The organism is Paenibacillus sepulcri, from assembly GCF_042647105.1.
Taxonomy (GTDB): Bacteria; Bacillota; Bacilli; order Paenibacillales; family Paenibacillaceae; genus Paenibacillus_Z; species Paenibacillus_Z sepulcri.
Map to the genome: position 1 here is coordinate 4,715,830 of NZ_JBHRUP010000001.1, position 25,357 is coordinate 4,741,186.

Genomic DNA, 25,357 nt, shown 5'->3' on the forward strand with positions numbered 1-25,357 from the left:
CCGCAATATGCTGCGAGATGCGCAGAGATAAGTATAACATTGAAGCCAGACTGTGGAGGGAATGGGATGAGTAGAGTGCTGCTAACCGGCTTTGATCCGTTTGGCGGGGAAGCGATTAACCCTGCTTGGGAAGCGGTCAGCCATTTTCACCTTAAGATGTACGAAGGATTTGAGGTGGAGGTCAGGCAAATACCGACGGTGTTCAAAAAATCAATTTATGCACTCAGGCAGATGCTTCTGGATGTAAAGCCGGATGTTGTCATCTGTATCGGACAAGCCGGCGGTCGAAGCGATATCGCGGTCGAACGAGTGGCGATCAATATTGACGATGCCCGCATCCCGGACAACGAGGGAAATCAACCGATCGATGAGCAAATTGTCGTAGACGGTCCGGCAGCGTATTGGTCATCCCTGCCGGTAAAGGCGATTGCAGCACATATACGCCAAGCCGGAATACCAGCCTCTGTATCTCAAAGCGCGGGTACTTTTGTATGCAACCATCTATTTTATGGACTCCAGCATATGATCGCAACGGAATTTGCTAATATTCGAGGCGGCTTCATTCATATACCTTATCTGCCTGTCCAAACTGTCGCACGGCCGCAATTGCCAAGCATGAGCCTGGACGTTATGGTGAAAGCAATTGAAATTGCCGCAAGCATAAGTGTGCAGTACGATAGCGATATTGCCGCTGCTGATGGTCAGCTTTATTAAATTAACGGATTCATATCTAGTGGTTAGTCAGGGAGGTGCTTCAGCGGAGATGACGAGTGATTATCGTCCTATTCAATCGCCTATATTTCAGCAGGAGCCGGAGCACCCCGGTTACAGGTACCGGGAATATGCTCCGTGCGAGCAACTGGCATCGCATGTCAGTTGCTATTGGACCATTGACTTTCATGCTGATGTCGATAATCAATTACACCGGATCATTCCGGATGGCTGCGTGGATATTATTGTGGACCGCCGGTCGCCGGCCCCCCGGAAGGCCGCCTTTGTCGAAGGACTGATGGATCAATTTGAAGTCTTGCATATTTCCGATGCCAGATCTTTGTTTGGCATTCGTTTTTTTTCGGAATCCGCGCAGTCCATTCTGAAATTCCCCGTCTCCGCATTTATCGGACAGCATGTCTTCCTGGAGGAGATATGGGGAGTTGAAGGGCTGTATGTGGTTGAGGAGATATTAGCTGCCGGTACAGCCTCAGACATGATTGAAATCATGGAACGCAAGCTGCGATATTTATTAGGCTCCAGCAGCATTTCACCTAATTCCCTGCTGCTCGCAAGTATGAAATATATGTATGCTTTTAAGGGGAGTATTTCAACATCGGAGCTGGCGGACAAGCTTAGCTTCAGCGAACGGCATCTAAGAAGGACCTTTGCTCAGGAGCTTGGACTCAGCCCGAAGGAAATGCTGGGAATTGTTCGATTTCAAAGCATCCTGCAGGAGCTTTGCACCGGCGCATATTCAAGCTTTTCGGACATTGCAGTCAAATACGGCTACTATGATCAATCGCATTTTATTAAAAGCTTCAAGCGTTATTACGGGATACTGCCCAAACAAGTGTAGAAAGGACTGAGGAAGTCCGTTTTTTACTATTTTGACGGCCTGGAAAAGTCTAAGATAGGCATTGAAACCAGTCCAAAGGGGGCATTCAATGTCGATATCCACGATTACATCTCAACCGGGTGAAGCTGACATAAGGCGGATTATGCCTTGGCTCCTCTATGTCATCTTTTTCTCCGTTTTGAATGAAACGGTATTTAATGTGTCTACACCGAGTATTGCAGCGCAGTTTCATTTACTTCCTTCCCAAGTCAGTTGGGTAGTGACCATCTTTATTCTTTTCTTTGGGATCGGCTCTATTGTGTTTGGCAGGCTTAGCGACATGTTCAGCCCGAAGCATCTTATGGTGATTGGAATCGCCATTTATGTCGCGAGTTCTGTTCTCGGTTTTATTTTTCATGACAATTACAGCACGGTTATTCTCTTTCGTGCCATTCAGGGACTGGGGGCCTCAGCCATCCCGGCAATAAACAACACGATCATTACCCGCTATTTTACGGCCACAGGCCGCAAGAAAATGTTCGGTTTGGTGACATCGGCATTCTCCTTCGGCGTTGCGGCAGGACCTGTACTCGGCGGATACATTACCGGTCTCGTACACTGGGCGTACTTATTTTTAATTCCGGTATTTACGCTTGCGGCCATCCCCTTTTTCTTGAAAATTCTTCCCGTCGAGGAGAAGAAGCAAGGGAAATTCGATCTTCTTGGCGCTGTTCTTATGAGTTTGACGGTCTCAGGATTAATGTTGTTTTTGACACGATTGAATGTGGCGTACCTTGCGGGTAGTCTCGCTGCAGGCATTTGGTTTGCCATTCATGTCCGGGTACGAGCGAATCCATTTCTTGAGACTGCGCTCTTTAGAAATCCCTTGTACAGAATCGGTGTTATTATCGGATTTCTAATGTTCAGCGCCATTATGACGATGATGTTCCTACTGCCGTTGATGCTGTCCCAGATATACGCTTTAAGTGCCGAGACAATAGGCGTGATCATGTTTCCTGGCGCAATCTGCGCAGCGTTGTGCGGGAAAATAGCTGGCGATATCGTTGTGAAAAGAGGGGCCAGGTATGTTACGTTCACCGGTTTGGGGCTGATCTCTCTGGGCTTCGCACTGATTTGGATTAGCATTGATCAATGGGTATGGTGGATAGCGGCGGCCTTGGTGGTCATGAACACGGGGTATGCTTTTGCTCAAACGTCCATAACCGAAAGCGTGTCCTCAACGCTTCACAGGGATCAGATTGGAATCGGCATGGGAATATTCAGTCTCGGCATGTTTATTGCGCAAGCGCTGGGAACAGCTGTCGCGGCTAAACTGCTGGATGGCTCCTTTCTGACATTTCAGCTTCACCCGTTCGTTGTGGGAAAACAGCCGTTGTTGTTTGTCAATTTAACGCTATTAATGATTTTGGTTATACTCTGCAATTCGTTTATGTATTTCTTATTTTCACGGCGTGCAAGTCAAACCTCCTCTCTAGGAGCTGAGAGTCACGGCAATTAAATTCGATAAGACCGGCATCGCGCTGGAGCCCGGATATGATCAAGGCTGGCCTGATTTTCCATGGTTGATCAGGCCAGCCTTTGTCACATATTCCTTTGAAATAGCCACTGATCTCTCAAGCAACAACTTCGCAAATCCTCTTACTTACCGTCGGATAACCCGAGGTTCGGCATGCACCGGCGGCTTGATTCCTGAACGCCCTTGCTTTACAGCACGGCCTAATTTTTCGCAGGCTGCTTGCTTTCCGTCCGGATATAGTCTTTTCTTTTATGAAAAGAAAGCGAACGGTAGCTGCCTGCCAGCTTGCTGATTTTCGATTGGGACAGGTCTGACGGGCTGGAGAACAGACTTCTGTTCAGCGCGCTCTTCAAACGGACTTTCCCGGGATTGAGCGAATACACATAGTTGCCGTAAGTCTCGAACTCGGAAAACCCGAATTGCTTTTTGCGGTTGATGCTTGCGATGATCGCTTTGTACCACTTCTTTCCGTGCCTTTCCTCGATCCTGTTCTTCAGCGACTCGAGCTTCTCCTTGTCAAACATCATATAGTGCGTCACGAAGGAGCGGGGACGGGGAGCCTTCTTCCCAAGGAGCTTGCGGTAGGTGACGAAATACTCCGGCTGGCTCCACCCCCGGCAATAAAACACTTGTTTGCTGTCCACGTAGAATCGGTGAGGCCTGATAAGCACAGTGTCGGCATCCATGACCAAATAATGCTGTTGACCTACGAAGGAGCTGCTCCCCAGCTTTAATAGCTGCTGGTACAACCAACCGGACCTTTCCCATTTCTTGGAGTGATAAACGATATGTTTTTTTCGAAGGGGGAGGACGGTGTCTTCATGAACAAAAGTGCAGCCTTTGCGCTTGCAGACAGCTTTGATCTTTTTGTTTTCGGGCGCCACGACGAAGATCTGGCCGATAGGATGCGCCACATGCTTCCTTACGCCCTCGATCACGTGAGGAAGAGTACCCAAATCTTTGGCAATAGCCGGAATGACGACGTCGATTTTGATTCCATCGCCCGATGGCACCTGAGAATCCGCTCCTTTTCATTTGTCCGATGTGTTTGTTCTCCATTTATATATGCCGGAGGCAACCATTCTGGAAGGGGCTAATGAGGGGATTTCGGATCGTAAGCTATCTTCTCGGGGGCCATTTATAAGCAGACGAAAAACCACCTGCCTAATGGATTATGAATACCTGAACCTGCTGTCTGTGCTTGAAACGATTAAATGAAGGGCGAATAAACAGGATAAATGAAAGCCGACTTTTCTCCAGCAGAAGAGCGGCTTTTTCTTAACCCTACAGAATGTATAAGTTTCACTTGCTGCGCCGCCAAAAAACGGTTTCAGCCGTTTCTTCTTACCCTATAAAGATCTATAAAACACTATACAATACCACCAGAAATCGATGGATTGCCTTCTACTCAGGCGGGAGCCGGTTATTTAAAATAAAGACATAACAGACAGAAGAAGGTGATGGATTTGAGTAAGGCCGACATCTCGATCGATAGCAAGCCTGCCGTCAGCATGGGAAAGAGAGGCGGCCGCCTGCGGCTGATCCGCGGGAATCTCGACATGTATGCGCTGCTGCTTCCGGGAATTATCTTTTTGCTATTGTTTAAATACGCGCCTATGTATGGGATTGTGATCGCCTTTCAGGATTTCAATATTTTTAGCGGCATTTCGGGCAGCGAGTGGGTGGGACTTGCGCAATTCGAGAAGCTGATTCATTCGGATGAGTTTCTGCAGGTGCTTGCCAATACGCTGCTGATCAGTCTGTACAAGATCGTAATCCTGTTTCCGATTCCGATCGTGATCGCACTGCTTCTGAATGAAGTAAGGCGGATGTTCTTCAAGCGCACGATCCAGACCATTATTTATTTGCCGCATTTTCTGTCGTGGGTTATTATTTCGGGCTTGTTCATCAACATTCTTTCGCCTTCGGGGGGATTCGTCAACGAGATTATCCGTTCGCTCGGCGGACAGCCCATTTCCTTCATGACCGACAATCAATTATTCCGCAGCGTGGTTGTATTCACGGCAGGCTGGAAGGAAATCGGGTGGAACGCTATTGTCTTCATAGCCGCCATCGCGGGCATCGAGCAGGAACAATACGAGGCGGCTGCCATCGATGGCGCGGGCCGGATCAGACAGATGCTGTCCATCACCCTGCCGGGCATCATGCCGATTATTATACTCATGCTCATTCTTCGCATCGGCAGCCTGCTGGAAGCCGGGACCGAACAAATTTTGACCATGTACAACCCTCTCGTCTACAAGAGCGGGGACGTAATCGGAACGTACGTATACCGCATGGGTCTGGGGCAGCAGGATTACAGCTTCAGCACGGCCGTTGGCCTGTTCAATTCCGCAGTCGGCTTCCTGCTGATTATGGGCGGGAATATGCTCAGTCGAAAATTTCTTCAGCGAAGCATCTGGTAGGGGGTTAGATACTGTGCACAGCAAAAAAATCGGAGACTATGCGCTGGATGGCGGGATTTATATCATCCTGATCGTCATGGGGCTCGCGACACTGCTCCCCTTCGCGAATGTGCTGTCAAAGTCGATAAGCGAAGAGTGGGCAATCGTGTCAGGCAAAGTCGGGATTATTCCGGTGGGGTTTCAGCTCGATACGCTGCATTATGTCGCAACCTCCGGTCAATTCCTTCATTCATTGCTCATTTCGGCGCTTATTACCGTGATCGGAACGCTGTCGTCCCTGCTGATCACGGCGCTGACGGCCTATCCGCTGTCGAAACGGGAGCTTCCCGGTATGGGTGTTCTCATTGTCTTGTTTATCTTCACGATGATGTTCAACGGAGGCATCATTCCGAATTATTTGCTCATCCGCCAATTGGGCTTGATTAACAATCTGGGTGCGCTTATTCTGCCGGCCTTGATCAGCGTATTCAATTTGCTTGTCATCAAAAGCTACTTCGAGAATCTTCCTTCGAGCCTGGAGGAATCCGCCAAGCTGGAAGGAGCGCGGAATTATACCATCCTGTTCCGGATTATCCTTCCGCTGAGCGGACCTGTGCTGGCGACGATCGGACTCTTCTACGCCGTTTATTTCTGGAATGATTATTTCAATCCGATGCTCTATATCAACAGCTCTTCGCTCAAGCCGCTGCAGTTATATCTGCAGGACATCGTCATGAATGCCGATACATCCTCGGCCTTGAACAAGAGCGCCGATGATATGATGAACGTTCCGGCGGAAGGGATCAGATCGGCGACGGTCATTGCGTCGACCATTCCCATTCTGCTGGTCTATCCTTTCCTGCAGAAATATTTTATCAAAGGCGTATTAATCGGTTCTGTCAAAGGGTAAGCGCACTTTTGCATTAACGCTTTCAGGGATTTTGTGAAAGTTTAATGATATATAATAAATTCAGGGGGGTTTTACAATGCGAAAAGGATCCAGGTTAATCATGGTTATGGTCATGGCTGCATTTATCATTGCGGCTATGGCAGCCTGCTCGTCGAACAACGGCGGGGGGAACGCTTCGGGGGATTCGAATACGGGGGCAGATGCGGGCAGTGAAGGAAGCACAGCCGGTAATGACAAGGAGTCCAAGCCAACGTTGAAGCGGTTGGACGTCTGGCAGAACGAAGACTACAACACCTATCCCGTTGCCAAAATGCTGGAGGAGAAGACGGGATATAAAGTGCAATACGACATGCTGCCGCAGGATAAGCCATCCGAGAAGCTTAATCTGCTTATGGCTTCAGGCGAACCGTACGATCTTGTCACCACTTCCAGCGATATGGCGCTCTACTCGGATTATGCCCAGAAGGGGGCGCTGGTCGATCTGACCCCGCTCATCGAGCAATTCGGTCCTAATATCAAAACATCGATTTCGCAGCAATCCATAGATGCCCTCAAGGTCGACGGCAAGTTATACGCGATTCCGACGTCGATCACCTATCCCGTAAACAGCAGCATTCTGATCCGTACGGACTGGCTGGAGAAGCTGGGCCTGCAGATGCCGACAACGACAGACGAGCTGGTCACCGTTCTTAAGGCTTTCAAGGAGAAGGATCCGGGGGGCAACGGAGATCAGAATGTGCCGCTTACGATCAGGGGGGACCTTCCGATGCTCGATAATATCGTAGGCGCGTTCGGCATGCCGAATACCTGGAACGATGTGGACGGACAGCTGGTTCCAAGGCTCCTCGACCCGGCTTACAAGGATTATATCGCCTATACGTCCGATCTTTACAAGCAAGGCCTGCTTGACAAGGAGTTCGTCGCCAACAAAGATGCAACCGCCAAAGAGAAGTTCTCAAGCGGCAAAGCCGGCGCCATTATTGTCCATTGGGCCGACATTCCGACGATCTCCGATGCGATGATCAAGAATCTTCCGGATGCGAAATTCGCTTATGTTCCGGCTTTGAAGGGACCGGCAGGAAAAGCGGGCTTCGCGGCTAATGCGGGCTTCGACCGGCTGACCTTCATTCCGAAAGCCTCCAAGCATCCGGAGGACGCGATCAAATGGATCAACGCAGGTCTGGATGCAGAGACGTTCAAGGATATGGCTATCGGGGAAGAAGGCAAGCACTATACGTTTGAGAACGGCGCTTATACGCCAATCCTGCCGATCTTCACTGATGAACGCAATCTGGCGAACAACTATATGGCGGGAACGGACGAGACCAATTATCCCTTGTACTGGCAGGCCCGCGTCCGCAAAAATCCGGTTATGTTCGAGGCATTCGATTTCCTGAACAACCAGCAGCCTGATGAGGTCAAGATCCCGAATAAGCTTGGTCTTGCGCCGTTTATGCCGGAATACGCCAAGAACAATCTTCAATTGGAATCCATGGTCGGCGATTACACGGTGAAGCTTATCGCGGGTGCCGAATCCTTGTCCGGACTGGAAGCATTCCAGGCCAAATATAAAGCGGCCGGAGAAGAAGCAAGCGCGAAAGAAATCAACGATTGGTACGCGACTCTACAAAAATAACAGAATAGGCGGCGGCAGGTGGTTAGCAGCTTGCCGCTTCCTTTCATTGGAGGAGACTTGGCTATGAATAACACGGAATATTCATTCAAGCGTCAAATTGATACGTATCTGCATGCGGAGGTCATTGTAATCGGCGGCGGTCCTGCGGGCACGGCTGCGGCGATCAGCGCGGCGCGATGCGGCAAGAAGGTCGTACTGCTGGAGAAATCGGCGCAGCTTGGCGGCATGGGGACGCTCGCCAATGTCAGCATATTTATGCCTGTAGGCAATGTAACCGGAATTTACCGGGAGATTATCTCGGAGACGATGGCGGAATATCTGCCGCCGGATCATGATCAGTCCATTGCGCCGCAGTATTCGCCATTCCTGCTCCGGCAGTATTTGAACGGGAAAATGAAAAAGGAACAGGTGCAGGTCTTTTACCATTGCGAATTCATCGGAATGATTCAGGAGGGCAGCCGGATCCGGGCGGTTATCGTATCGACCAGGGAAGGATTGAAGGCTTTCGAGGGAGATTGCTTCATCGATTGTACAGGCGACGCCAGGGCAGCGATCGATGCGGGTGTCCCCTATCACGCCGGCCGGGAAGAAGACGGCTTGACGCAGCCGATGACTTTGATGTTCACCATGCAAAATACCGGCAAGCCCGTCACGCCCGTATTGCCGGAAGGATGCTATGATTACGGGGATGTGTCGGATCTGCCGCAGGGACGAAGATTGTATTGGGAGCAAAATAACGATGGCACGCTGCTGGTCAATATGTCGCGTGTCAAAGCGAACGGCGCCAAAATCGAGGATGTCAATTATGCGGAGACCGAAGCGCTGAAGCAGGTGTTCTCCATTGCGTATTACTTGCAGAAAACCGGATTCGAAACCTATGCCTTATCCCATATTGCCCCGCAGACCGGAGTCCGGGAAACGAATCAAATCGAGGGACTCTATACGCTGACCGAGTATGATGTGGTGAGCGGAGCCCGCTTCCCGGATGTGGTCGCGCAGACCAATTACGAGATCGATATTCATAGTCCCGATGCGAAGAAAACAACGGATGAGCGTAAAGTCAGCGGATATGATATACCCTATCGGTGCATGGTACCCGACGCAATCGACAATCTGCTCGTGGCGGGAAGAGCGATCTCCGCAACGCATGTTGCCATGTCCTCCATGCGCGTACAAGCGACTTGTTATGCGCTGGGGCAGGCTGCAGGCGCTGCGGCTGCCGTTTCGCTGGACGAATCCAGCTCGATGAGAAATATTTCAATAGACAAATTGCATGAAATATTAGAACATCAAGGAGTCAGATTTTTGCGGAAATAAGAGTCCGAACGAGTGACGGGAGCGGAAGCGCAAATGAGCGGGAAAGGAGGACAGAGCGTTGTACAAATTGCTGATCGTGGATGACGAGCCGACGGTGAGATCCGGCTTGCAGACCTATTTCAACTGGTCCTCCTTCGGTATTGAAGTGATGGGCGAAGCGGACGATGGGGACGTTGCGCTGGAAATGATCGGGATGGAGCAGCCCGATCTTATCTTGACGGACGTTCGCATGCCGAACATGGATGGGATCACGTTGTCCCGGCAAATCTCCGCGCATTATCCCCAGTGTAAAATTATTTTTGTCAGCGGTCATGATGATGCCGATTATTTGAAATCCGCTTTGAAAGTAAGCGCGGTCGATTACATCTTCAAACCGGTCAATCTGCAGGAGCTCAGCGCGGTGATGAAGCGGGTCGTCGCGGATCTGGATGCGGAGCGGGCGGAGCAGCGGCTTAAACAGGACCTGCAGGTCAAGCTGAAGGAGGGCATGCCGCTGCTGCGGGAGAAGTTTCTGCTGTCGCTGATCGATAACAGCGTGCCGAAGCTGGAGCTTGGCGAGCGGCTTGAATTTCTCGGGCTGGACTTGCCCGTCGAGGCTTCCTATTGGGTAATCGTCATCTCCGTCGATGACTTGGCCGAAGTGATGGCGAGCCGTTCGGAGCGGGATCGCCAGCTGCTTTGGTATTCGGTGCTGAACATATGCCAGGAGCTGATCGCTACCCACCTCGGCGGGTATGCCTTCGAACACCGAAACGGCGAATTCGTCGGTGTTTTGCGGATGGACATGGAAGGCGATAACGCTCCGGATGCGGCGGAAGCGTTGTTCGCGTTAGCCGGAGATATCCGCGATAACCTGGAACGCTGGCTTAAAATCAGCGTTACGATCGGGATTAGCGACAGGGTGGCCGCTCTGTCCCACCTGGCTCACTCCTACAAGCAGGCCCGCGAGGCGGCTGACCATAAATGGTATCTGGGCAAAAACCGGATTATCACGATGGACAGCCTGGAAATCCCCGAGACGGATGCCAGCAGTATCAACAGGTATGATCTGGCTCATAATGAGCTGCTCATTTCGGCATTGAAGGCTGCCGATCCGGACAAGCTGCGGGAGGTTCTCGACCATATATTCACGGACTTGAGCCGCAACCGGCGGGACGGATTGAAATACGGACGCAATGTATGTCTGCAGATCGTGCTTGCGGTAGGGCAGCTTCTGCTGGAGCTCAATGCGCAATCCTCCGAGCTGGAAGGGGCCGAATCCCTGCTGTGGGAAGCGTTGTTCGAGCAGGAGACGCTTGGCGAGATGCGGCAGCTGATTGAATCGCATTTGTCCGCGGTTTGCGAACGTATCCGTGAGAAGCGGACGGGCAAAGTGGCTAATCTGGTTGAACGGGTACGGACAATTATTGAACAAAGCTATGCGGACGGCGGTTTGACCGTGGCCGATATCGGCAAGGCGGTGTATTTGACGCCAACCTATGTCAGCCTGTTGTTTAAACAGGAGACCGGACAGACCGTTAACGAATATTTGACTCAGGTCAGGGTGGATAAAGCGAAGGAGCTGCTGCGCGATCCCCAGTACAAGTTTTACGATATCTGCTATGCGATCGGGTATACGGATCCGAGCTACTTCACCAAGCTGTTCAAGAAAGCAACGGGAGTAACGCCGAGCGTTTACCGGGACAATTATGTATAAAGCCGTCAAAACCATCCTGCGTCTGCTGGCAGGCGCAGCCGCTCTGCTCCGCCGCCTCGTCCGCCGCTTCACGATTCCCCGCCAATGGCTGCTGGCTTATCTGCTGCTGATCGTGGTTCCGGCGGCCGTCTTCCTGTACGGCTATTACGAGCGCTCGGCCATGATTCTGAAGGGCGAAGTGGTGCGGACGATGCAGCAGGCGCTGAAGCAGGCGGGCAGCAATCTCTCTTACCGGCTGGAGCATATTCAGGATTTGAGCGACGCCGCATTCATGAATTCCAATCTCCATTCCTACCTGTCTGTTGGAGCCGATGACCAATCGATTGCCATTCAACTGCAGGTCATCAAGGACTTGAGGTATCTGGTCGATACGGTACAGCTGAATACCGACGTGTTCCATGTTCGGCTGTTTGTCGACAAATCAAAGCTTTATGCGGGAGAGAAGATCAATTTTTTCGCACTGGACAGCTTGAAGGGAAGACCTTGGTACTCCGACATCATCGAGGCCAATGGAGGAATCGTGTGGACGGGCGATTACAAGGAAACCTACCTGGATGTGGGCGATGTGAATATATTTTCCTCTGCCCGCATGCTCCGGGACCCCAATCACTACGATAAGGTATCTGGCGTGCTGATGGTCGATGTGAAGGAGAATCTGGTGTCGGATATTCTATCGGCTCTCCAGTTCTCGCCGGGCACGCAGGTATATCTTGTGGATTCCAGCGGTTCCGTGGTCTATCACCCTGACAAGACACGGATTGGCACGGTCATTGACCGGTCCATATTGGACCTGTTGAAGCAGGGAAGCGAAGGCATCGGCTCGCTCAAGCTGGATGCGGAGGTCAATGACGTGATGTATACGACACTTCCTTCAACCGGCTGGAAGCTGGTTGCCCAAGGAACCGAATCCCAGCTGTCGCAGCGCGCGGTCAAGCTGACGCAAAGGTCGGAATGGACTTCGCTTCTGGAGTATATCGCGTTGTTTCTCCTGCTGCCTTTTGTCCTGCTGACTATCATCGTGCGGGGAATGAACCGCAGGGTGAATCATGTCATTACCGTCATCCGCAAGGAGGGGACGGAAAGTCTGAAGGATCTCTCGCCCGTAAACGGCGATTTTCACATGCTCGAACGAAGCGTCGATCATCTGATCATCCGGGTGCGTACGCTTGTCGAAGAGAAGTACAAGGCTCAAATTCATGAACGCGAGGCGCAGCTGCAGGCGCTGCAGGCCCAGATCAATCCTCATTTTCTCTACAATACGCTCGATACGATCAACTGGATCGCGATCGGCAAGGGAGCAGCGGACATCAGCCAGATGATCGACAGCCTGGCCAAATATTTCCGGCTCAGTCTGAACAAGGGCAAGAATATCGTCAGCGTGGAGGACGAGCTCCGACTGGCCCAGGTGTATCTGGAAATTCAGCAGAGCCGGTTTCCGGATACGTTCGATTTTCAGCTGGAGATCCAGCCGGGGCTGGATGCTTATCTGATGCCGAAGCTGATCCTTCAGCCTATCGTCGAGAATGCGCTGCTGCACGGGATCCGCAAAGCCAAGGGAAAACGCGGCGCCATCGTTATCTCCGTCAGAGAGGATAGCGGGGATCTCCTCTTTACCGTGTCCGACAACGGTATCGGTATGGACGAGCGGCTGTCGCGGCAGCTTCTAATGGAGGCGATGCCCGAAGCCAGGAACGACGGTTCCGGAAGCGGCAGCTCCTATGGTCTGTTTAATGTTAATGAGCGTATTAAGCTGTATGCCGGAGATCATTATGGGATCAGCATCTCTTCGCAGCCTGGCGCAGGGACTACGGTTACTGTTCGTTTGAAGGCTGAGTGTGAAGAACTGACGAGACAGAGCTGAAGGTCAATTGGAACGGGAAGATGGATTAGATTCCTTTTCCAATTCAGCAAATGTTTTGGAAGGATAGGGTAATAAAAAAACAGATCACCCATGATTTGAACTGCACCCGTCAGTAGACAGCACAAAAAATAAATTCAGTTAAGCGGCCTGGGTCCTGAATTCCATCGGACCTCTTCCGGTGCTTTCTTTCTTCCGTCCTCGACCGTCCTTTAATGCATCCTGACCGCCTGCTTCAAACTTCTTGACCACTGGTACACTTTGCTGGTAGGAGACCTGGAGCTGGCCCGCCGCCCGAATGCCAATTTCACGGCGTTCTAGTCTTCAAGGATCGCGAGTTTCTCTGACGCACTGGATATCCCGTTACTCATGAAAAAAACTCCCCCTGCCATAGCAGGTTTTGATTATTTCACCTGTCTACCGTACGGGGAGCATATCAACGTTGTGGGTGTCCTTTTTCTTTTTTCATGGGCACTTGCTCGAACGCTTGCAAGATATAACTTAAGACTTGCCGTTACAGACAGCGCGGAGGAGCATATCAGAGTGAAATGTAGGTATTTCGCTTACTGGGCATGATAGCACAATGGTGAAGGGCAGCCGCACGGCTGCCCTTCACCACGCTAACGAGCAGAATAATGCAATAAATTAAAGCCTAAAAGAGTATAATATTGGTAGATAAATGACTTGAAAATTGGGGTCTTTAAGCGTTCAACAAATATTAAAAAGATAGATATGCAGCGATTAGTTAATTTATAATTAGCGTAATAAAGACCCACAACGAGGCAACCGACATTAACCGGCTGCCTTTTCCACGTTAAGCGCTCCCAGAAGCACGCGTCTTCTAGCCGGTGAAAGTCCGGCGCGGGAAGGACCAAGCCCCCGCGTAGCTAGGATACTTATGTACGGCGAAATCTGTACGTAAAAGCGTATCGACGAAAGTACCTGTCAGAGACAGGGCGAGCAACCAGCCAAGCCGTAACATGAAGTGAATCCCTGCCGCATTGTCAGAAAAGCCTCGCAAGAGGGAAAAGAGGAAGCCGAATCCCGTTAATGTGGATGAAAGCCACGGAAGCTGTTTGAACTAGCGGTCAGTACTGGCTGATAACGTGCCTTTTTCAATAAAACTTATTGGCTGTGTCTTGATCATTTAAGATGATATTTGAATTCATGGTTTCTACTCGGCAGGAGGGGGGATAACAGTGAAACTTGAACGACTTATGGCCATTACTATCCTTCTATTAAACCGCAAACGCGTACAGGCCCAGGAATTGGCTGATCGTCTGGAGGTTTCATTGCGTACGATTTACCGCGATTTGGAATCATTGAATCTAGCAGGAATTCCAATTGTTTCGTACACGGGAGCGGAAGGCGGATTCGAAATCATGGAAAACTTTCGCTTGGATCGGCAGATGCTTTCATTCGATGAGCTTATAGCCCTCTCTACAGCTTTGCGGGGTCTTCATTCCTCGCAAGCATTTGGCAAGCAAAATTTGGACGGACTGCTCGATAAAGTTGGCGCATTGGTCTCGAAGGCAGAACAAGGTCGTATGGTTGATGCTGATCAGGTCATCATAGACCTAAATCCGTGGAAAAGCAGCTCTTCCGAACGAAATAAGTATGACAAGCTACATAAAGCCATAAGTGATAAAAGGCTGATCCGTTTTACTTATACCGACGGACAAGGGAAAGAAACAGAACGTTGTATTGAACCTATGGGGCTAGTGCTCAAGGGATACACGTGGTATCTTCACGGTTATTGCTTAAACCGAGACGATTACCGCATGTTCAGGCTTTCGCGGATCCGGAATCTGCTAGTTCTTCAGGATACGTTCCAGCGTCGATTGGCGACGCAGTCTGAATTGAATGAAAATTGGGGTCCGGAGCGCCATTCCAAGATGGTCGATCTGGTGCTTAGGTTTAGAAGATCAGCTAAGGTTCTAGCACAGGATCATTTTGATGCGGATGAAATTGAACGACAACCCGATGGCTCGCTTATCGTTCGGGTCAGATACCCGGATAATGATTGGCTAATCGGCTTTTTACTTCATTTTAGAACGGATTTGTTCATTCTTGAGCCCTCGTATATAGCTGCAGCTGTACGGGAAGGTGCTTTGGAGATATCGAAACTTTATACCGATCGTTGACATACAGTTGTCAACAAGCATGGTTTATTATGAGTTTAAAGAGAGAGAACACATGAGTCAGTACACTGACAAATACAAAGAAGTTAGAGGAGGCTTTCCAAAAATGACTCATTCAGAACAACAAGGTGTGCGCAGCAGTGCCCACCAAGGCACCGAGATCACGCCTTTCCGCATCGATGTTCCACAGGCTGACCTTAATGAATTGCGAGACCGTTTAACCCGCACCCGTTGGCCGGATGCTTTGCCCGGTGTGGGCTGGGAATATGGTGTTCCGGTTGATTATCTCAAGGAACTTGCGGAATACTGGAGATCCCAATATGACTGGCGTAAGCATGAAGAATCTCTGAATCAATTTCCGCAGTTCACCACCACTATCGATGGACAGAATATCCACTTCCTGCATGTACGTTCCCCGGAACCTGATGCATTGCCGCTGATCATAACGCATGGTTGGCCTGGTTCGATCGTAGAGTTCATGAACATTATCGGACCACTCGCGGATCCCCGTGCTCATGGGGGTATCCCGACAGACGCTTTCCATGTAGTTGTACCTTCGCTACCCGGCTTTGGTTTTTCTGGTCCGACAACCGATGGTGGATGGAACATAAGCCGCGTTGCCAAAGCATGGGCCGAACTGATGCGTCGTCTGGGATACGAACGTTATGGGGCCCAAGGCGGGGACACCGGATCGCTCGTCTCTCCAGAGCTCGGGCGATTTGTGCCTGACTGTGTCATTGGGGTACATGCAAACGGGCTTACAACATTCCCGTCCGGAGATCCTGCAGAGTCGATTGACCTAACTGAAATCGAACAAGCGCGCTTCAATACGTTGACAGAACAAAGCAATGAGACAGCGGGTTATGCGATTATACAATCTACACGACCTCAGACGCTTGCCTATGGTCTGACTGACTCGCCCGTCGGTCAGCTTGCTTGGATAGTTGAGAAGTTCAAGGAATGGACAGATCCAGCAGCAAATCTTCCGGAAGATGCCGTTGATCTCGACCTTTTGCTAACTAATGTCACATTGTATTGGTTGACCGGAACTGCAGGGTCATCAGCACGGATTTATAAAGAGGAGGCGAAATCCTGGGGCAAGCCTGCTCAGCGTTCTACGGTTCCTACCGGTGTTGCGGTTTTTCCGAACGACTCATCGATCCGAGGTATTGTCGAACGCGAGCATAATGTCGTGTACTGGTCGGAATTCGATCGTGGCGGTCACTTTGCGGCAATGGAAGCACCTGATCTTCTAGTTAATGACATTCGAAGGTTTTTTGGTCAATTTCGCTAAGACTACCCGGAATGTGGTCATGCAGCTCGAATCTGACATTTGAACATTCGAAATTAATTATTAGGGCGAAAGGATAAATAATATGAATCTCAGGGGAAAGCTGCTGTCGATACCGGTGATGCTAGAGGAATTGGAAGTGCTGAAAGAGGTTTTGCTAAAAAGAGACTTGTATTATGTGTAAAAAATACGATATACGATATTTTAAATTCTTATCGCAAGTGGAATGAACTGTATGCGGAGCACATGAAGCACTATTATCCAAATTCATCTTTCTAGGGCGCCTGATGGCGCTATTCTTTTGTCCAAGTCCGAAGCTAGCCCAAGCATGCCATGGTGTGATTCCGTTATTTCCTTGACGATCGAGAGCCCAATGCCGAGCCCTTCACCTTTTCTTCCGCCGTCGGCACGATAGAATCGCTCAAAGATACGCTCGTATTCCTCCTGGGGGATGCCTTTCCCCCGGTCTTTGACTGTCAGGAGCACATCCTCTCCTTCCTCTGCCAGTCCAATCCCCAGGTAATGTCCCTCTTCACCGTAACGGATGGCATTGTCCAGCAAGTTACGCAAAGCGCGTTCGATCAACTGCGCGTCAATTACAGCCACAACATCCACTTCTTCGATATCCGCCTCCAACACGACGTTTTTGCCGTCCAGGAACAAGAGATAATCGGTAGCGACCTTTCGCATAAGTTCCGACAGGATATGCGGGGCCAACTGAAGCGGAGGCATATGCTGCTCATGCCGGGCGATGTTCAACAGCTGATCAAGCAGCTTGTCCATGCAGCGGGAGCGCTGCAGGACGATTCTAGCCCCGGACTGAAGCTCTTTTCGTCGTTGTATGAGCCGGTGCGGATCGTTTAGGCATAACCCAGAATCATGGTCAAAGGCGTCCGCAAATCGTGTGACAAGTTTGACAGCAGCAGTCTTCGCCGGTTTTCAAACTGTTCGATTTGGGCAGCCTGGCTCCGTACGCGCTTGGCCATCGAATTGTAGTGACGGGTCAGCTGGCCGGTTTCGTCCTTCGATTTATCCTCCAGAACGATGACGTCACTTCGGATTCCGACTTGGTTCAGCGCGTTGTTCAGTTTCCGGATGCGCCGGTCGGTCGAAGAGAAGAACCACAGGGAGAGAAGATAGGGCAGCGGTACTTCGACAAACCAGTAGTGCTGACTGTTGTTATTGAGCCTAGCAGCTTACAGCCAAACCAACAGCCCGCAATATTCTGTTTTGACGAAACGAAGCGGACTTGGATTGAAGCCGGTGGCAAAGTAACCGGTAACGAGATCAGCGCAGAGCTGGATGATGTTGCGAAATTCGCGGTCTTCGTCGTCGACAACGAGAAGGTTAAGCCAACTCTGGAAACGGATTTCAGCGATATTGCGGGAAATTGGGCTGAATCAAACATTAAATATGCATCAAGCATCGGTTTGGTCAAAGGCTATGCCGACGGCATATTTAAACCGGGCAAAACCGCAACGCGGGCGGAATTCGCAGTCATGCTCATGAATGCGTTGAAGCTTCCGCAAGCAGACGGTGAGCCGGCCTTTACCGATAGGGCACAAATCGGATCCTGGGCGCGGGAAGAAGTTGCTCAGGCGCTTGGAGCGGGTATCATAAAGGGATACATGGATGGCTCCTTCCGTCCGAATGTCGAGATTGCACGTACCGAGCGCGTTTATTGTGGATCGCTTTTGCACCAAAGATATCCAAATTCAAAAATTCAAACAGCTTCCTCGATAAGTGACAAGCGGTAAATATGCTTGTAACACTTACGAGTATCGAAAGACGTTTTCGCATGCGCAGCTTGTCTTTTTCACCGGACTTTTTAATCAGCTTTTAATAGCCCCCATCATGATCCCCTTGACAAAAAACCGCTGGATAAATGGATAGACAAGCACGATCGGCAGGGTTGCCACCATCGTGACGGCCATCCGGATGCTTTCACCGGAAACGGGAATCCGCTTGGTGCTGTTGGCCATCTGCTCCGCTTCCGAGACCATGGAGCCGGTCTGGAACTGGTTCAGGATTTTGACCAGGATGGCCTGCAGCGTTTTTAACTCGGGCTTGTACGTATAGATGTAGGAATCATACCAGGCGTTCCAATGGCCGATCCCGATAAACAGGGCAATGGTCGCAAGTACGGGAACGCAGAGCGGAAGGATGATGCGGACGAAGATTTGCAGGTCGTTGGCGCCGTCGATTTTGGCGGACTCTTCAAGCTCGGAAGGCAGCTGCTCGATATAGGTGCGCACCAGAATCATCAGGAACACACCAATCAGTCCGGGGAATATGAACACCCAGAAGGAATCGATCAGCCCGAGCGACTTGATGATCATATAGGTAGGAATCAGGCCCCCGCCGAAGTACATGGTGAAGATAAACAGAAGCGTGAAGAAGCGCCAGCCGATCAGCTCGCGTTTGCTGAGCGAATAGGCCATCATGCAGATGCAAAGGACGGAAAGCGGCGTACCGACAACGGTCCGCAGCACAGTCACCTTCACGGAGCTGATCAGCTCCGAGTTCCGGAATATGGTCTGATAGCTGTCCAGGGTAAACACCCGCGGCCACAGATATAATCCCCCGCGAACGGAATCGGTCGCATCGTTCAGGGACACCACAAGGATGTTCCAGAAGGGGTAGAACGTAATCAGGAAAATAACCAGCATATAGGCGTAAACCGAAATATCGAAGAGCTTATCCGGGATTGTCTTTTTTTCTGTCATGCGGCTGTACCTGCTTTCTGTTAAAATAGCGACTGGTTATTGAGCTTCTTGGAAGAGAAATTCACGATGACCACAAGGATGAAAGCAACGACAGAGCTGAACAGGCCGACCGCCGAGGCATAGGAGAACATGGAATTCTGAAGACCATACCGGAAGGAATAGGTCGAGAGCACATCGGAGTACTCCTGATTGAGTCCGTTCCCCAGCAGATAATGCTGATCGAATCCCGCATTGAGCACGCCGCCCAGCGAGAGGATGAGCAGAATGACAATCGTCGGCTTCAAGTGCGGCAGAGTCACATAAATAATCTGTTTGAACCGTCCGGCTCCGTCTACCTTGGCGGCTTCATAAAGCTCCAGATTAATGGAGGAGATAGCGGCGAGATAGATGATGGAGCTGTAGCCCATCTCCTTCCACGTATTCCCGAAGGCTACGATCCACCAGAAATATTTGCCCTCCTGCAGAAACAGGATGCTCTTGTCGGTCAAATGCAGCAGCTGGAGCAGCTTGTTGACGATTCCGTCCGAGGACAGCACAGTCACGACGATATTGGCGGCGATAACCCACGAGATAAAATGCGGGAGGTAGGATACAGTCTGCATCGTTTTCTTGAACATGGCGTTCTTGATTTCATTCAGGGCGATGGCAATAATGATCGGTGCCGGAAAGGACACCAGCAGCGTTAGCAGCGTGGAGGCCAGCGTATTTCGCATGATGATATAGAAATCGCCGTTATTGAAGAAATAATCAAACCAGTACATGCCAACGAATTCACTGTGAAACAGCGAGCTCCAGAAGTTTCCCAGCGATGGCTGATAATTGACGAACGCCATATAAAGCCCCGCCATCGGCAGATAAGCGAAGAGGACGGCCCAGATCAGGGCCGGAAGCAGCATGATCATGAGGTATCTTTGCTCGATCAGCCGGCGTTTCACGGTTTTTTTTGAGACGTATTCTTTTGAGCCAACCTTGACGGCTGTTTCCATGTGCGCACCCCGTTCTATCGTAATGTGAAAATTATACGGGCTGGTTGTTGCCGCCTCAATATAACAATGTGCAGATCTATGCGGGAAAACGTCTTACATAAGGGGAAATGGCAGGTTATGGCTTCAAGGCGTGAAGGGGCAATAGTATAATAGGAGAGCTTTTAATTGATTCACGAGGAGGGATGCGAATTGTTGACCATATTTCTTGTGGATGACGAAACGATTGAGCTGGACCTGATGGAGAATCACATCGACTGGGCAAGCATGGGCATTCAAGTTGTTGGCACAGCAAGGAACGGCAGGAAAGCCTGGGAGCAGATTCAGCGCCTGCAGCCGGATATTGTGCTGACGGATGTCAGGATGCCGGTTATGGACGGGCTCCGTCTCGCTGCATTGATTCAGGAGAAGCTGGGTTGGATTCAGCTTGTTTTTCTAAGCGGGCATGATGAATTTACCTATGTGAAGTCTGCGATTGAGTCCGGCGCGGTCGGGTATCTTCTGAAGCCGATTGACCGGAAGGAGCTGTTTGCCGTCATGGACAGGAGCAGACAGGAGGTGGAGAAAATAAAGCTGCTCCGCCGCTCCCGGCAGCTGCTTGCCGCACAGCAGCTGTCGGAGGTGTTGACCGCTGGGGACAGCGAAATCCGGGAGCAGGCCTGGCGTGCGCTGTCCGGCATGGATGCGGAATATCGGGACCGGATTTATGTAACCGCTCTTATCAGCCTGGACGGCTATCCCCTTTATCCGGAAGCTCCTGCGCCGCTGCAGAAGGCGGTCAGCATGGCGGACCAGACGATTCAATCGCTGTTGGACAGCCGCCAGATGGGAGGAATGGCCGTCAGGAAGCAGGAGCATGAATGGCTGCTGATCATCGAATATAGGGAGGGTGTGAATAATGAACCATTCTGGCAGGACATGTCGTCCGCCATTCGCGGGGCAATGGATTGGACGGCGACCATCGGCATTTGTGATACGGCAGCCCTGCTGAATCAGGGTTACCGCATGTTCAAGGAAGCGGAGAAAGCGGTGGGAGAACGGTTCTATCGGGGGTATGGCGGCATTATCCGTGCCGGTCAGGTTCAGAGTGGGCTTGATGCGGATATGGATATCGAAGATGAGCCGAGTCTGCAAAAGATGAATCTCGCTGACGGAGAGCCGCTGCGGGAGGACATCGGTCAATATTTTGACAGGATGGCCAGAGTGCGTCTGAGCAAAAACGGGGTTCTCCGCGCCGCTGCGGCTCTGCTCGACAAGATTGCCTGGGAGCTCGCCAAATATGGGGCGGCAGCCGGCCTGGAGGTTGGCGATTTGAACAGCTGGAACCAACGGGTCAGGAATATGGATACCATTAATGGGATTAAGGAGTTTATTCAGGGGCTGACCGGCAGAATCTCCGGGTACCTTGCTGACAGGCAGCAGGACCGGCATGCGCTGCTGGTGCAGAAAGTGGTGCATGTGATCGAAACGGAATATTTCGAATCGCTGACGATCGAGTATTTGGCGGGCAAGGTGTATCTGTCCCCCAACTATTTGAGAGTGCTGTTCAAGGAAAAGAAGGGATGCACGATCCATGAATATTTGACCCGGATCCGGCTTCAGAAGGCGGTGGAGCTGCTGGGGGACAAAACGCTGAGGATTCATGATGTCGCCCGCAAAGTCGGCTATGACAATACCTCGTATTTTTGTTCGTTTTTCTATAAAACGCAAGGGGTCACACCGAATGAATATCGTAAAAAGTTTCTATAGGCTTGCATCCACCCTGTACCTGAGCCTGGTTAACAAACGCTTCAGAAGCAAGCTGTTTCTCGTCTTTCTGCTCGTTACGATCGTGCCGATTTCCTTTTTTGTAATCTATTCCTATCTCACGATCAAGGAGCAGCTGGTTCATCAGGCGGTTGAGAATGTTGGAAGCACCATTGACCAGATCAACAATAATATCGAAAACAAGCTTGATCTGTACTACCAGATATCCACCTTAATTTATATGGACACCGATCTGCGCAATTATTTGCTTTACCGGTATAAGAAGAACGATTTATCCTATCTGGACGCCTACGATTATATCAACAAGCTGCTGTACAAGGTCATGGCCATGAATCCAAGCCTGAAGGCAATCACCATCTACACGGACAATGAAACCCTTCATTCCGACGGTTATTTCATCAAGCATATGGATGAGCTGCCGGAGACGCTGACTACGCAGTCGATGCAGGCGGAGGGGCGGATTACCAACTTCTATCCCGATCAGAAATCAGCCAAGGAAAGAGTCGTCACTCTGGCGCGCTCCCTGAATTACTTGAGCCTGAATTTCCCTTACGGCATCCTCACGATGGAGATTACAGAGCGGGAATTCTTCTCGCTTATCGAGAAGGAGAACAAGAACAAAACGATCTTAGTGGCCGACGAACAAGGCAATTTGATTACCACGAATACCAAGCCGTCGAAGATCCTGAACATCGCGGAAGTGATCCCCCAAGCGCTGTCCCACACAGCCAGCAGTACCCTGAATAGTGAAATGAGCGGCGGCAAAAAGGCCATGGTTATTCAAAAACCGCTGATGAACGGGTGGAGGACGGTTGTCCTGCTTCCTTATGACGAGCTGCTGGAGCAGGCCCGGAATGCCTCCCGGAAAATGCTGTACATCTCGCTGGGCTGCATTATTGCCGCTGCTCTCCTGATCTATGGGACCAGCCAGCTCATGACCAAGCGCTTTGAAGCGCTGCTTCACCAAATCCGCAAGGTGGAGCGGGGGAATTTCGATCTGTCCTTCCGGTCCATGGGCCATGACGAGGTCGGACAGCTGTCTTTTGCCTTGAACAAAATGGCCATGACCATACAGGATTTGATCAATGACGTCTACAAGAAGGAAATTGCGCAGAAGGAAGCGGAGATGGACAGCCTCCAGGCGCAGATCACCCCCCATTTTCTCTATAACACACTAGCTTCCATATCGGCGCTCGCGGTTACCAACAACAATATGCAGGGGCATCTCATGGCGGATGATCTGGCCAAGTTCTACCGGATCTCGCTCAACAAAGGCAAGAAGCGGATTACGATCGAACAGGAAATTATGCTCACCCGGCATTATCTGTCCATTCAGAAGACCCGGTTCGATGGCTTGTTCACGGTCCATTATTTGCTGGATGAATCACTCCTGCGTTTTACCACGGTCAAATTAATTCTGCAGCCTTTTATCGAGAACTGCATCAATCACGCGATCTGGGATGATGAGTCCGGCATTACAATCATTATCAGGCTGATGCCCGACGGAGATGATCTGGTATTCTCTGTTATCGACGATGGTATGGGCATGCCCGCGCATGTCCTGCAGAGGCTCGCGCAGAAAACCGATCAGCCCGCGGGCTACGGTATTTATAATGTGGATAAAAGAATCAAGCTTGCCTACGGGGAGCGCTATGGCGTGGACATCTACAGCAGGCTCGGGATTGGCACCGCGGTGAGCATTCGCCTGCCGAAGACAGTCACGTTTACATGAAAGGCGTTTTCCGTTACGTTTCATCACTTTGTTATATAGAAAGCGGAGGATCGGCTGTCTACAATTAAGCTAAGTTATAGCGCAATTCATGATGGGCCAGGGATACTGCTCATGGGAAAATTGAAATCGCTATCATATCTTAAGGGGGAACTGATCAGCAATGAAGAAGAAAGAGTATTACCGGTTGACTGTCATGATTCTTGTATTATTCTCGTTACTGGTAGGATGCGGCAGCAACAGCACGCCGCTTACAGAAGCAACGGATGCGCAGGGCACGAATGAAGAGGCGGCCGGGGCAGGCGGAGAACAACCGGCCGTTACCTTCACGTTCTTCGACCGGAATGTCGGAGATGCGTTCGATAATCCGGTCGCCCAGGAAATCACGAAGAAAACCGGCGTTTCCCTGGAAATTCAGCAGCCGACCGGCAATCCTGCGGAGAAGCTGAACCTGATGCTGGCGAGCAATGATCTGCCGGACCTCATGTCGATTGCGCGCGGCGATGTGCTCGACAAATATATTGTGGCCGGCGCCCTTGTTCCGCTCGACGATCTTATCGAAAAGTATGGACCCAACATCAAGAAAATGTACGGCGACATGCTCAACAAGACCCGGCATACCGATGGTAAAAACTATTATCTGGCTAACTGGTACGGACTTGAGCAGTACCCGGTATTCGGCTTTCTGATGAGAATGGATGTGATGAAGGAGCTTGGAGCCGGAGCCAAGGCCGACAACGGGGAGCCCTTCACCACGGAAGAGTTCGTGGACCTGCTCAGGAAATTCAAGGAGAAATACCCGAATGTGAATGGCAAGCCATCAACGGCGATGACCTTGAACGGGGAGAATATGGGAGCCATCACCGGAACCTTCAAGGGGATGTTCGGGATTATGCCGTTCTATGAAACCGATGGCCAGCTCAAAAGCGATGTGAAGGATCCGAAATACCTGGACATGATTAAATTTATGAATGCCTTGTACAGGGAGGGCTTGATCGATACCGAGTGGGCGACAAACAAGACGCAGCAGTACGAACAGAAATTGTCCTCGGGCGCCGTGTTTGCGACAGCCGACGCATTCTGGAATCTGGGCAAGCCCAACACGATATTGAAGGAGGCGGCAGCAGATCCGTCCAAAGCGGAAGAGAGCCAGTTCTATCCGTATAAAGTGGTTGCTCCGGGCGTGGATCCCGCCAAAACAACCTACGGACCCAAAAACTCGCTTGGCTGGGACGGCATTGCTATTTCCAAAAGCAATAAAGATCCCGTCAGCGCCATCAAGTTCCTGGATTATTTGGCAAGCGAAGAAGGCCAGTACCTGTTGATGTGGGGAGTGGAGGGCACGCATTGGGATATGAAGGACGGCAAGCATGTGCCAAGACCCGAGGTTCTGGAAGGCTTCAAGAAGGATTGGGCCGGATATTCGACGGATACCGGAATCCGGAAGTGGACATGGGCAATCAAGAATGGTCCAGGCGAGGATGGAACGCCATATGACCTGATTGGCCGTTATGAGACGGATGCTGTAGCAAAGCTGGCAATCAAGAACCTGGCTGACACTTCGTTCGACACCGCCCTGTACGACAATCTGGGTCCGAGCGGCGGCACGCCGGAGGTGATCAAGCAGCAGAAGGTGAACGAAACCGTCTCGAAGTATTTCCCGCGAATGGTGATGGCTCCTTCCGAAGCGGAGGCAGCGTCCCTGTACGACAAAATGATGAAAGAACTGGAGACGGCGGGGCTGTCGGCCATTGAGAAGATATACACGGATAATTACAACAAGCGTAAAGAGCTGTGGAAATAATCTGATAT

At 50.8% G+C, this 25,357-nt stretch carries 20 protein-coding genes; 15 read left to right on the plus strand and 5 right to left on the minus strand.

Annotated elements, in window-relative coordinates; all coding sequences use genetic code 11:
• The first annotated feature begins 66 nt into the window (after nt 1-66).
• From pcp to ACFOLF_RS21005, 3 genes are all read left to right on the plus strand, one after another.
• Entirely contained in the window at nt 67-714 is a 648-nt protein-coding gene (gene pcp, locus ACFOLF_RS20995) for a pyroglutamyl-peptidase I (protein WP_210046772.1), read from the plus strand.
• Between the two features lie 49 nt (nt 715-763).
• Complete coding sequence (locus ACFOLF_RS21000) at nt 764-1,570, plus strand: DUF6597 domain-containing transcriptional factor (protein ID WP_210046771.1); 807 nt, start codon at nt 764-766, stop codon at nt 1,568-1,570.
• 88 nt (nt 1,571-1,658) lie between these two features.
• Nucleotides 1,659-3,068, plus strand: a complete 1,410-nt coding sequence (locus tag ACFOLF_RS21005) for an MFS transporter (RefSeq protein ID WP_210046770.1) — start codon at nt 1,659-1,661, stop codon at nt 3,066-3,068.
• A gap of 218 nt (nt 3,069-3,286) precedes the next feature.
• Here the strand turns inward: ACFOLF_RS21005 and ACFOLF_RS21010 are convergent, their stop codons facing one another.
• Nucleotides 3,287-4,099 carry a DUF6492 family protein gene (locus ACFOLF_RS21010; RefSeq protein WP_210046769.1) on the minus strand — a complete coding sequence of 271 codons (813 nt, stop codon included), beginning with the start codon at nt 4,097-4,099 and terminating at the stop codon, nt 3,287-3,289.
• Nucleotides 4,100-4,597: 498 nt separating this feature from the next.
• Here ACFOLF_RS21010 and ACFOLF_RS21015 point away from each other — a divergent pair, with 498 nt between their 5' ends.
• From ACFOLF_RS21015 to ACFOLF_RS21050, 8 genes are all read left to right on the plus strand, one after another.
• Nucleotides 4,598-5,512, plus strand: coding sequence for an ABC transporter permease (locus ACFOLF_RS21015; RefSeq protein WP_210046787.1), 915 nt, complete (start codon nt 4,598-4,600; stop codon nt 5,510-5,512).
• Nucleotides 5,513-5,525: 13 nt separating this feature from the next.
• Nucleotides 5,526-6,401 (plus strand): carbohydrate ABC transporter permease, encoded by an 876-nt coding sequence (locus ACFOLF_RS21020; RefSeq protein ID WP_210046768.1) that lies wholly within the window; start codon nt 5,526-5,528, stop codon nt 6,399-6,401.
• 76 nt (nt 6,402-6,477) lie between these two features.
• Nucleotides 6,478-8,037, plus strand: a complete 1,560-nt coding sequence (locus ACFOLF_RS21025) for an extracellular solute-binding protein (RefSeq protein ID WP_210046767.1) — start codon at nt 6,478-6,480, stop codon at nt 8,035-8,037.
• A 63-nt stretch (nt 8,038-8,100) separates the two neighbouring features.
• Nucleotides 8,101-9,354 carry an FAD-dependent oxidoreductase gene (locus ACFOLF_RS21030; RefSeq protein ID WP_210046766.1) on the plus strand — a complete coding sequence of 418 codons (1,254 nt, stop codon included), beginning with the start codon at nt 8,101-8,103 and terminating at the stop codon, nt 9,352-9,354.
• Between the two features lie 58 nt (nt 9,355-9,412).
• The gene (locus ACFOLF_RS21035) at nt 9,413-11,050 is read left to right on the plus strand and encodes a response regulator (RefSeq protein WP_210046765.1); all 1,638 of its coding nucleotides are present in this window, start codon (nt 9,413-9,415) and stop codon (nt 11,048-11,050) included.
• Nucleotides 11,043-12,911: a cache domain-containing sensor histidine kinase gene (locus ACFOLF_RS21040; protein WP_210046764.1), complete on the plus strand. Its 1,869-nt coding sequence runs from the start codon at nt 11,043-11,045 to the stop codon at nt 12,909-12,911. Before ACFOLF_RS21035 ends, ACFOLF_RS21040 begins: the two co-directional genes overlap by 8 nt.
• Before the next feature lie 1,196 nt (nt 12,912-14,107).
• Nucleotides 14,108-15,052 carry a helix-turn-helix transcriptional regulator gene (locus ACFOLF_RS21045; protein WP_210046763.1) on the plus strand — a complete coding sequence of 315 codons (945 nt, stop codon included), beginning with the start codon at nt 14,108-14,110 and terminating at the stop codon, nt 15,050-15,052.
• Nucleotides 15,053-15,155: 103 nt separating this feature from the next.
• Nucleotides 15,156-16,343, plus strand: a complete 1,188-nt coding sequence (locus ACFOLF_RS21050) for an epoxide hydrolase family protein (protein ID WP_210046762.1) — start codon at nt 15,156-15,158, stop codon at nt 16,341-16,343.
• 264 nt (nt 16,344-16,607) lie between these two features.
• On the opposite strand, the gene ACFOLF_RS21055 is transcribed toward ACFOLF_RS21050, so the two are convergent.
• Both ACFOLF_RS21055 and ACFOLF_RS21060 read right to left on the minus strand, forming a co-directional pair.
• On the minus strand, nt 16,608-17,123 hold the full coding sequence (locus tag ACFOLF_RS21055; protein WP_210046761.1) for a sensor histidine kinase: 516 nt from the start codon (nt 17,121-17,123) through the stop codon (nt 16,608-16,610).
• 77 nt (nt 17,124-17,200) lie between these two features.
• Nucleotides 17,201-17,326 (minus strand): histidine kinase dimerization/phospho-acceptor domain-containing protein, encoded by a 126-nt coding sequence (locus ACFOLF_RS21060; RefSeq protein WP_379114389.1) that lies wholly within the window; start codon nt 17,324-17,326, stop codon nt 17,201-17,203.
• A gap of 81 nt (nt 17,327-17,407) precedes the next feature.
• On the opposite strand from ACFOLF_RS21060, the gene ACFOLF_RS21065 reads away from it, so the two are divergent.
• Nucleotides 17,408-18,097, plus strand: a complete 690-nt coding sequence (locus tag ACFOLF_RS21065; protein ID WP_210046760.1) for an S-layer homology domain-containing protein — start codon at nt 17,408-17,410, stop codon at nt 18,095-18,097.
• 75 nt (nt 18,098-18,172) lie between these two features.
• Here the strand turns inward: ACFOLF_RS21065 and ACFOLF_RS21070 are convergent, their stop codons facing one another.
• Together ACFOLF_RS21070 and ACFOLF_RS21075 are read right to left on the minus strand one after the other, a co-directional pair.
• Nucleotides 18,173-19,066, minus strand: a complete 894-nt coding sequence (locus ACFOLF_RS21070; RefSeq protein ID WP_210046759.1) for a carbohydrate ABC transporter permease — start codon at nt 19,064-19,066, stop codon at nt 18,173-18,175.
• Between the two features lie 20 nt (nt 19,067-19,086).
• Nucleotides 19,087-19,968, minus strand: a complete 882-nt coding sequence (locus ACFOLF_RS21075; RefSeq protein WP_379114394.1) for an ABC transporter permease — start codon at nt 19,966-19,968, stop codon at nt 19,087-19,089.
• Between the two features lie 273 nt (nt 19,969-20,241).
• On the opposite strand from ACFOLF_RS21075, the gene ACFOLF_RS21080 reads away from it, so the two are divergent.
• The 3 genes from ACFOLF_RS21080 (at nt 20,242) to ACFOLF_RS21090 (ending at nt 25,349) form a co-directional block, all read left to right on the plus strand.
• The gene (locus tag ACFOLF_RS21080; RefSeq protein ID WP_210046757.1) at nt 20,242-21,798 is read left to right on the plus strand and encodes a response regulator transcription factor; all 1,557 of its coding nucleotides are present in this window, start codon (nt 20,242-20,244) and stop codon (nt 21,796-21,798) included.
• On the plus strand, nt 21,773-23,548 hold the full coding sequence (locus ACFOLF_RS21085) for a sensor histidine kinase (RefSeq protein WP_210046756.1): 1,776 nt from the start codon (nt 21,773-21,775) through the stop codon (nt 23,546-23,548). The genes ACFOLF_RS21080 and ACFOLF_RS21085 overlap by 26 nt, the downstream gene beginning before the upstream one ends.
• A 160-nt stretch (nt 23,549-23,708) precedes the next feature.
• On the plus strand, nt 23,709-25,349 hold the full coding sequence (locus ACFOLF_RS21090) for an ABC transporter substrate-binding protein (RefSeq protein WP_379114385.1): 1,641 nt from the start codon (nt 23,709-23,711) through the stop codon (nt 25,347-25,349).
• Nucleotides 25,350-25,357: the final 8 nt, after the last annotated feature.

Bases quoted from the DNA above. Each gene is read 5' to 3' on its own strand.
- ACFOLF_RS21075 (WP_379114394.1), bottom strand. From the start codon at position 19,968: ATGATCATGCTGCTTCCGGCCCTGATCTGGGCCGTCCTCTTCGCTTAT.
- ACFOLF_RS21025 (WP_210046767.1), top strand. From the start codon at position 6,478: ATGCGAAAAGGATCCAGGTTAATCATGGTTATGGTCATGGCTGCATTT.
- ACFOLF_RS21015 (WP_210046787.1), top strand. From the start codon at position 4,598: ATGGGAAAGAGAGGCGGCCGCCTGCGGCTGATCCGCGGGAATCTCGAC.
- ACFOLF_RS21060 (WP_379114389.1), bottom strand. From the start codon at position 17,326: ATGGCCAAGCGCGTACGGAGCCAGGCTGCCCAAATCGAACAGTTTGAA.
- ACFOLF_RS21085 (WP_210046756.1), top strand. From the start codon at position 21,773: ATGAATATCGTAAAAAGTTTCTATAGGCTTGCATCCACCCTGTACCTG.
- ACFOLF_RS21040 (WP_210046764.1), top strand. From the start codon at position 11,043: ATGTATAAAGCCGTCAAAACCATCCTGCGTCTGCTGGCAGGCGCAGCC.
- ACFOLF_RS21005 (WP_210046770.1), top strand. From the start codon at position 1,659: ATGTCGATATCCACGATTACATCTCAACCGGGTGAAGCTGACATAAGG.
- ACFOLF_RS21030 (WP_210046766.1), top strand. From the start codon at position 8,101: ATGAATAACACGGAATATTCATTCAAGCGTCAAATTGATACGTATCTG.
- ACFOLF_RS21070 (WP_210046759.1), bottom strand. From the start codon at position 19,066: ATGACAGAAAAAAAGACAATCCCGGATAAGCTCTTCGATATTTCGGTT.
- ACFOLF_RS21090 (WP_379114385.1), top strand. From the start codon at position 23,709: ATGAAGAAGAAAGAGTATTACCGGTTGACTGTCATGATTCTTGTATTA.
- ACFOLF_RS21000 (WP_210046771.1), top strand. From the start codon at position 764: ATGACGAGTGATTATCGTCCTATTCAATCGCCTATATTTCAGCAGGAG.
- pcp (WP_210046772.1), top strand. From the start codon at position 67: ATGAGTAGAGTGCTGCTAACCGGCTTTGATCCGTTTGGCGGGGAAGCG.
- ACFOLF_RS21050 (WP_210046762.1), top strand. From the start codon at position 15,156: ATGACTCATTCAGAACAACAAGGTGTGCGCAGCAGTGCCCACCAAGGC.
- ACFOLF_RS21055 (WP_210046761.1), bottom strand. From the start codon at position 17,123: ATGGACAAGCTGCTTGATCAGCTGTTGAACATCGCCCGGCATGAGCAG.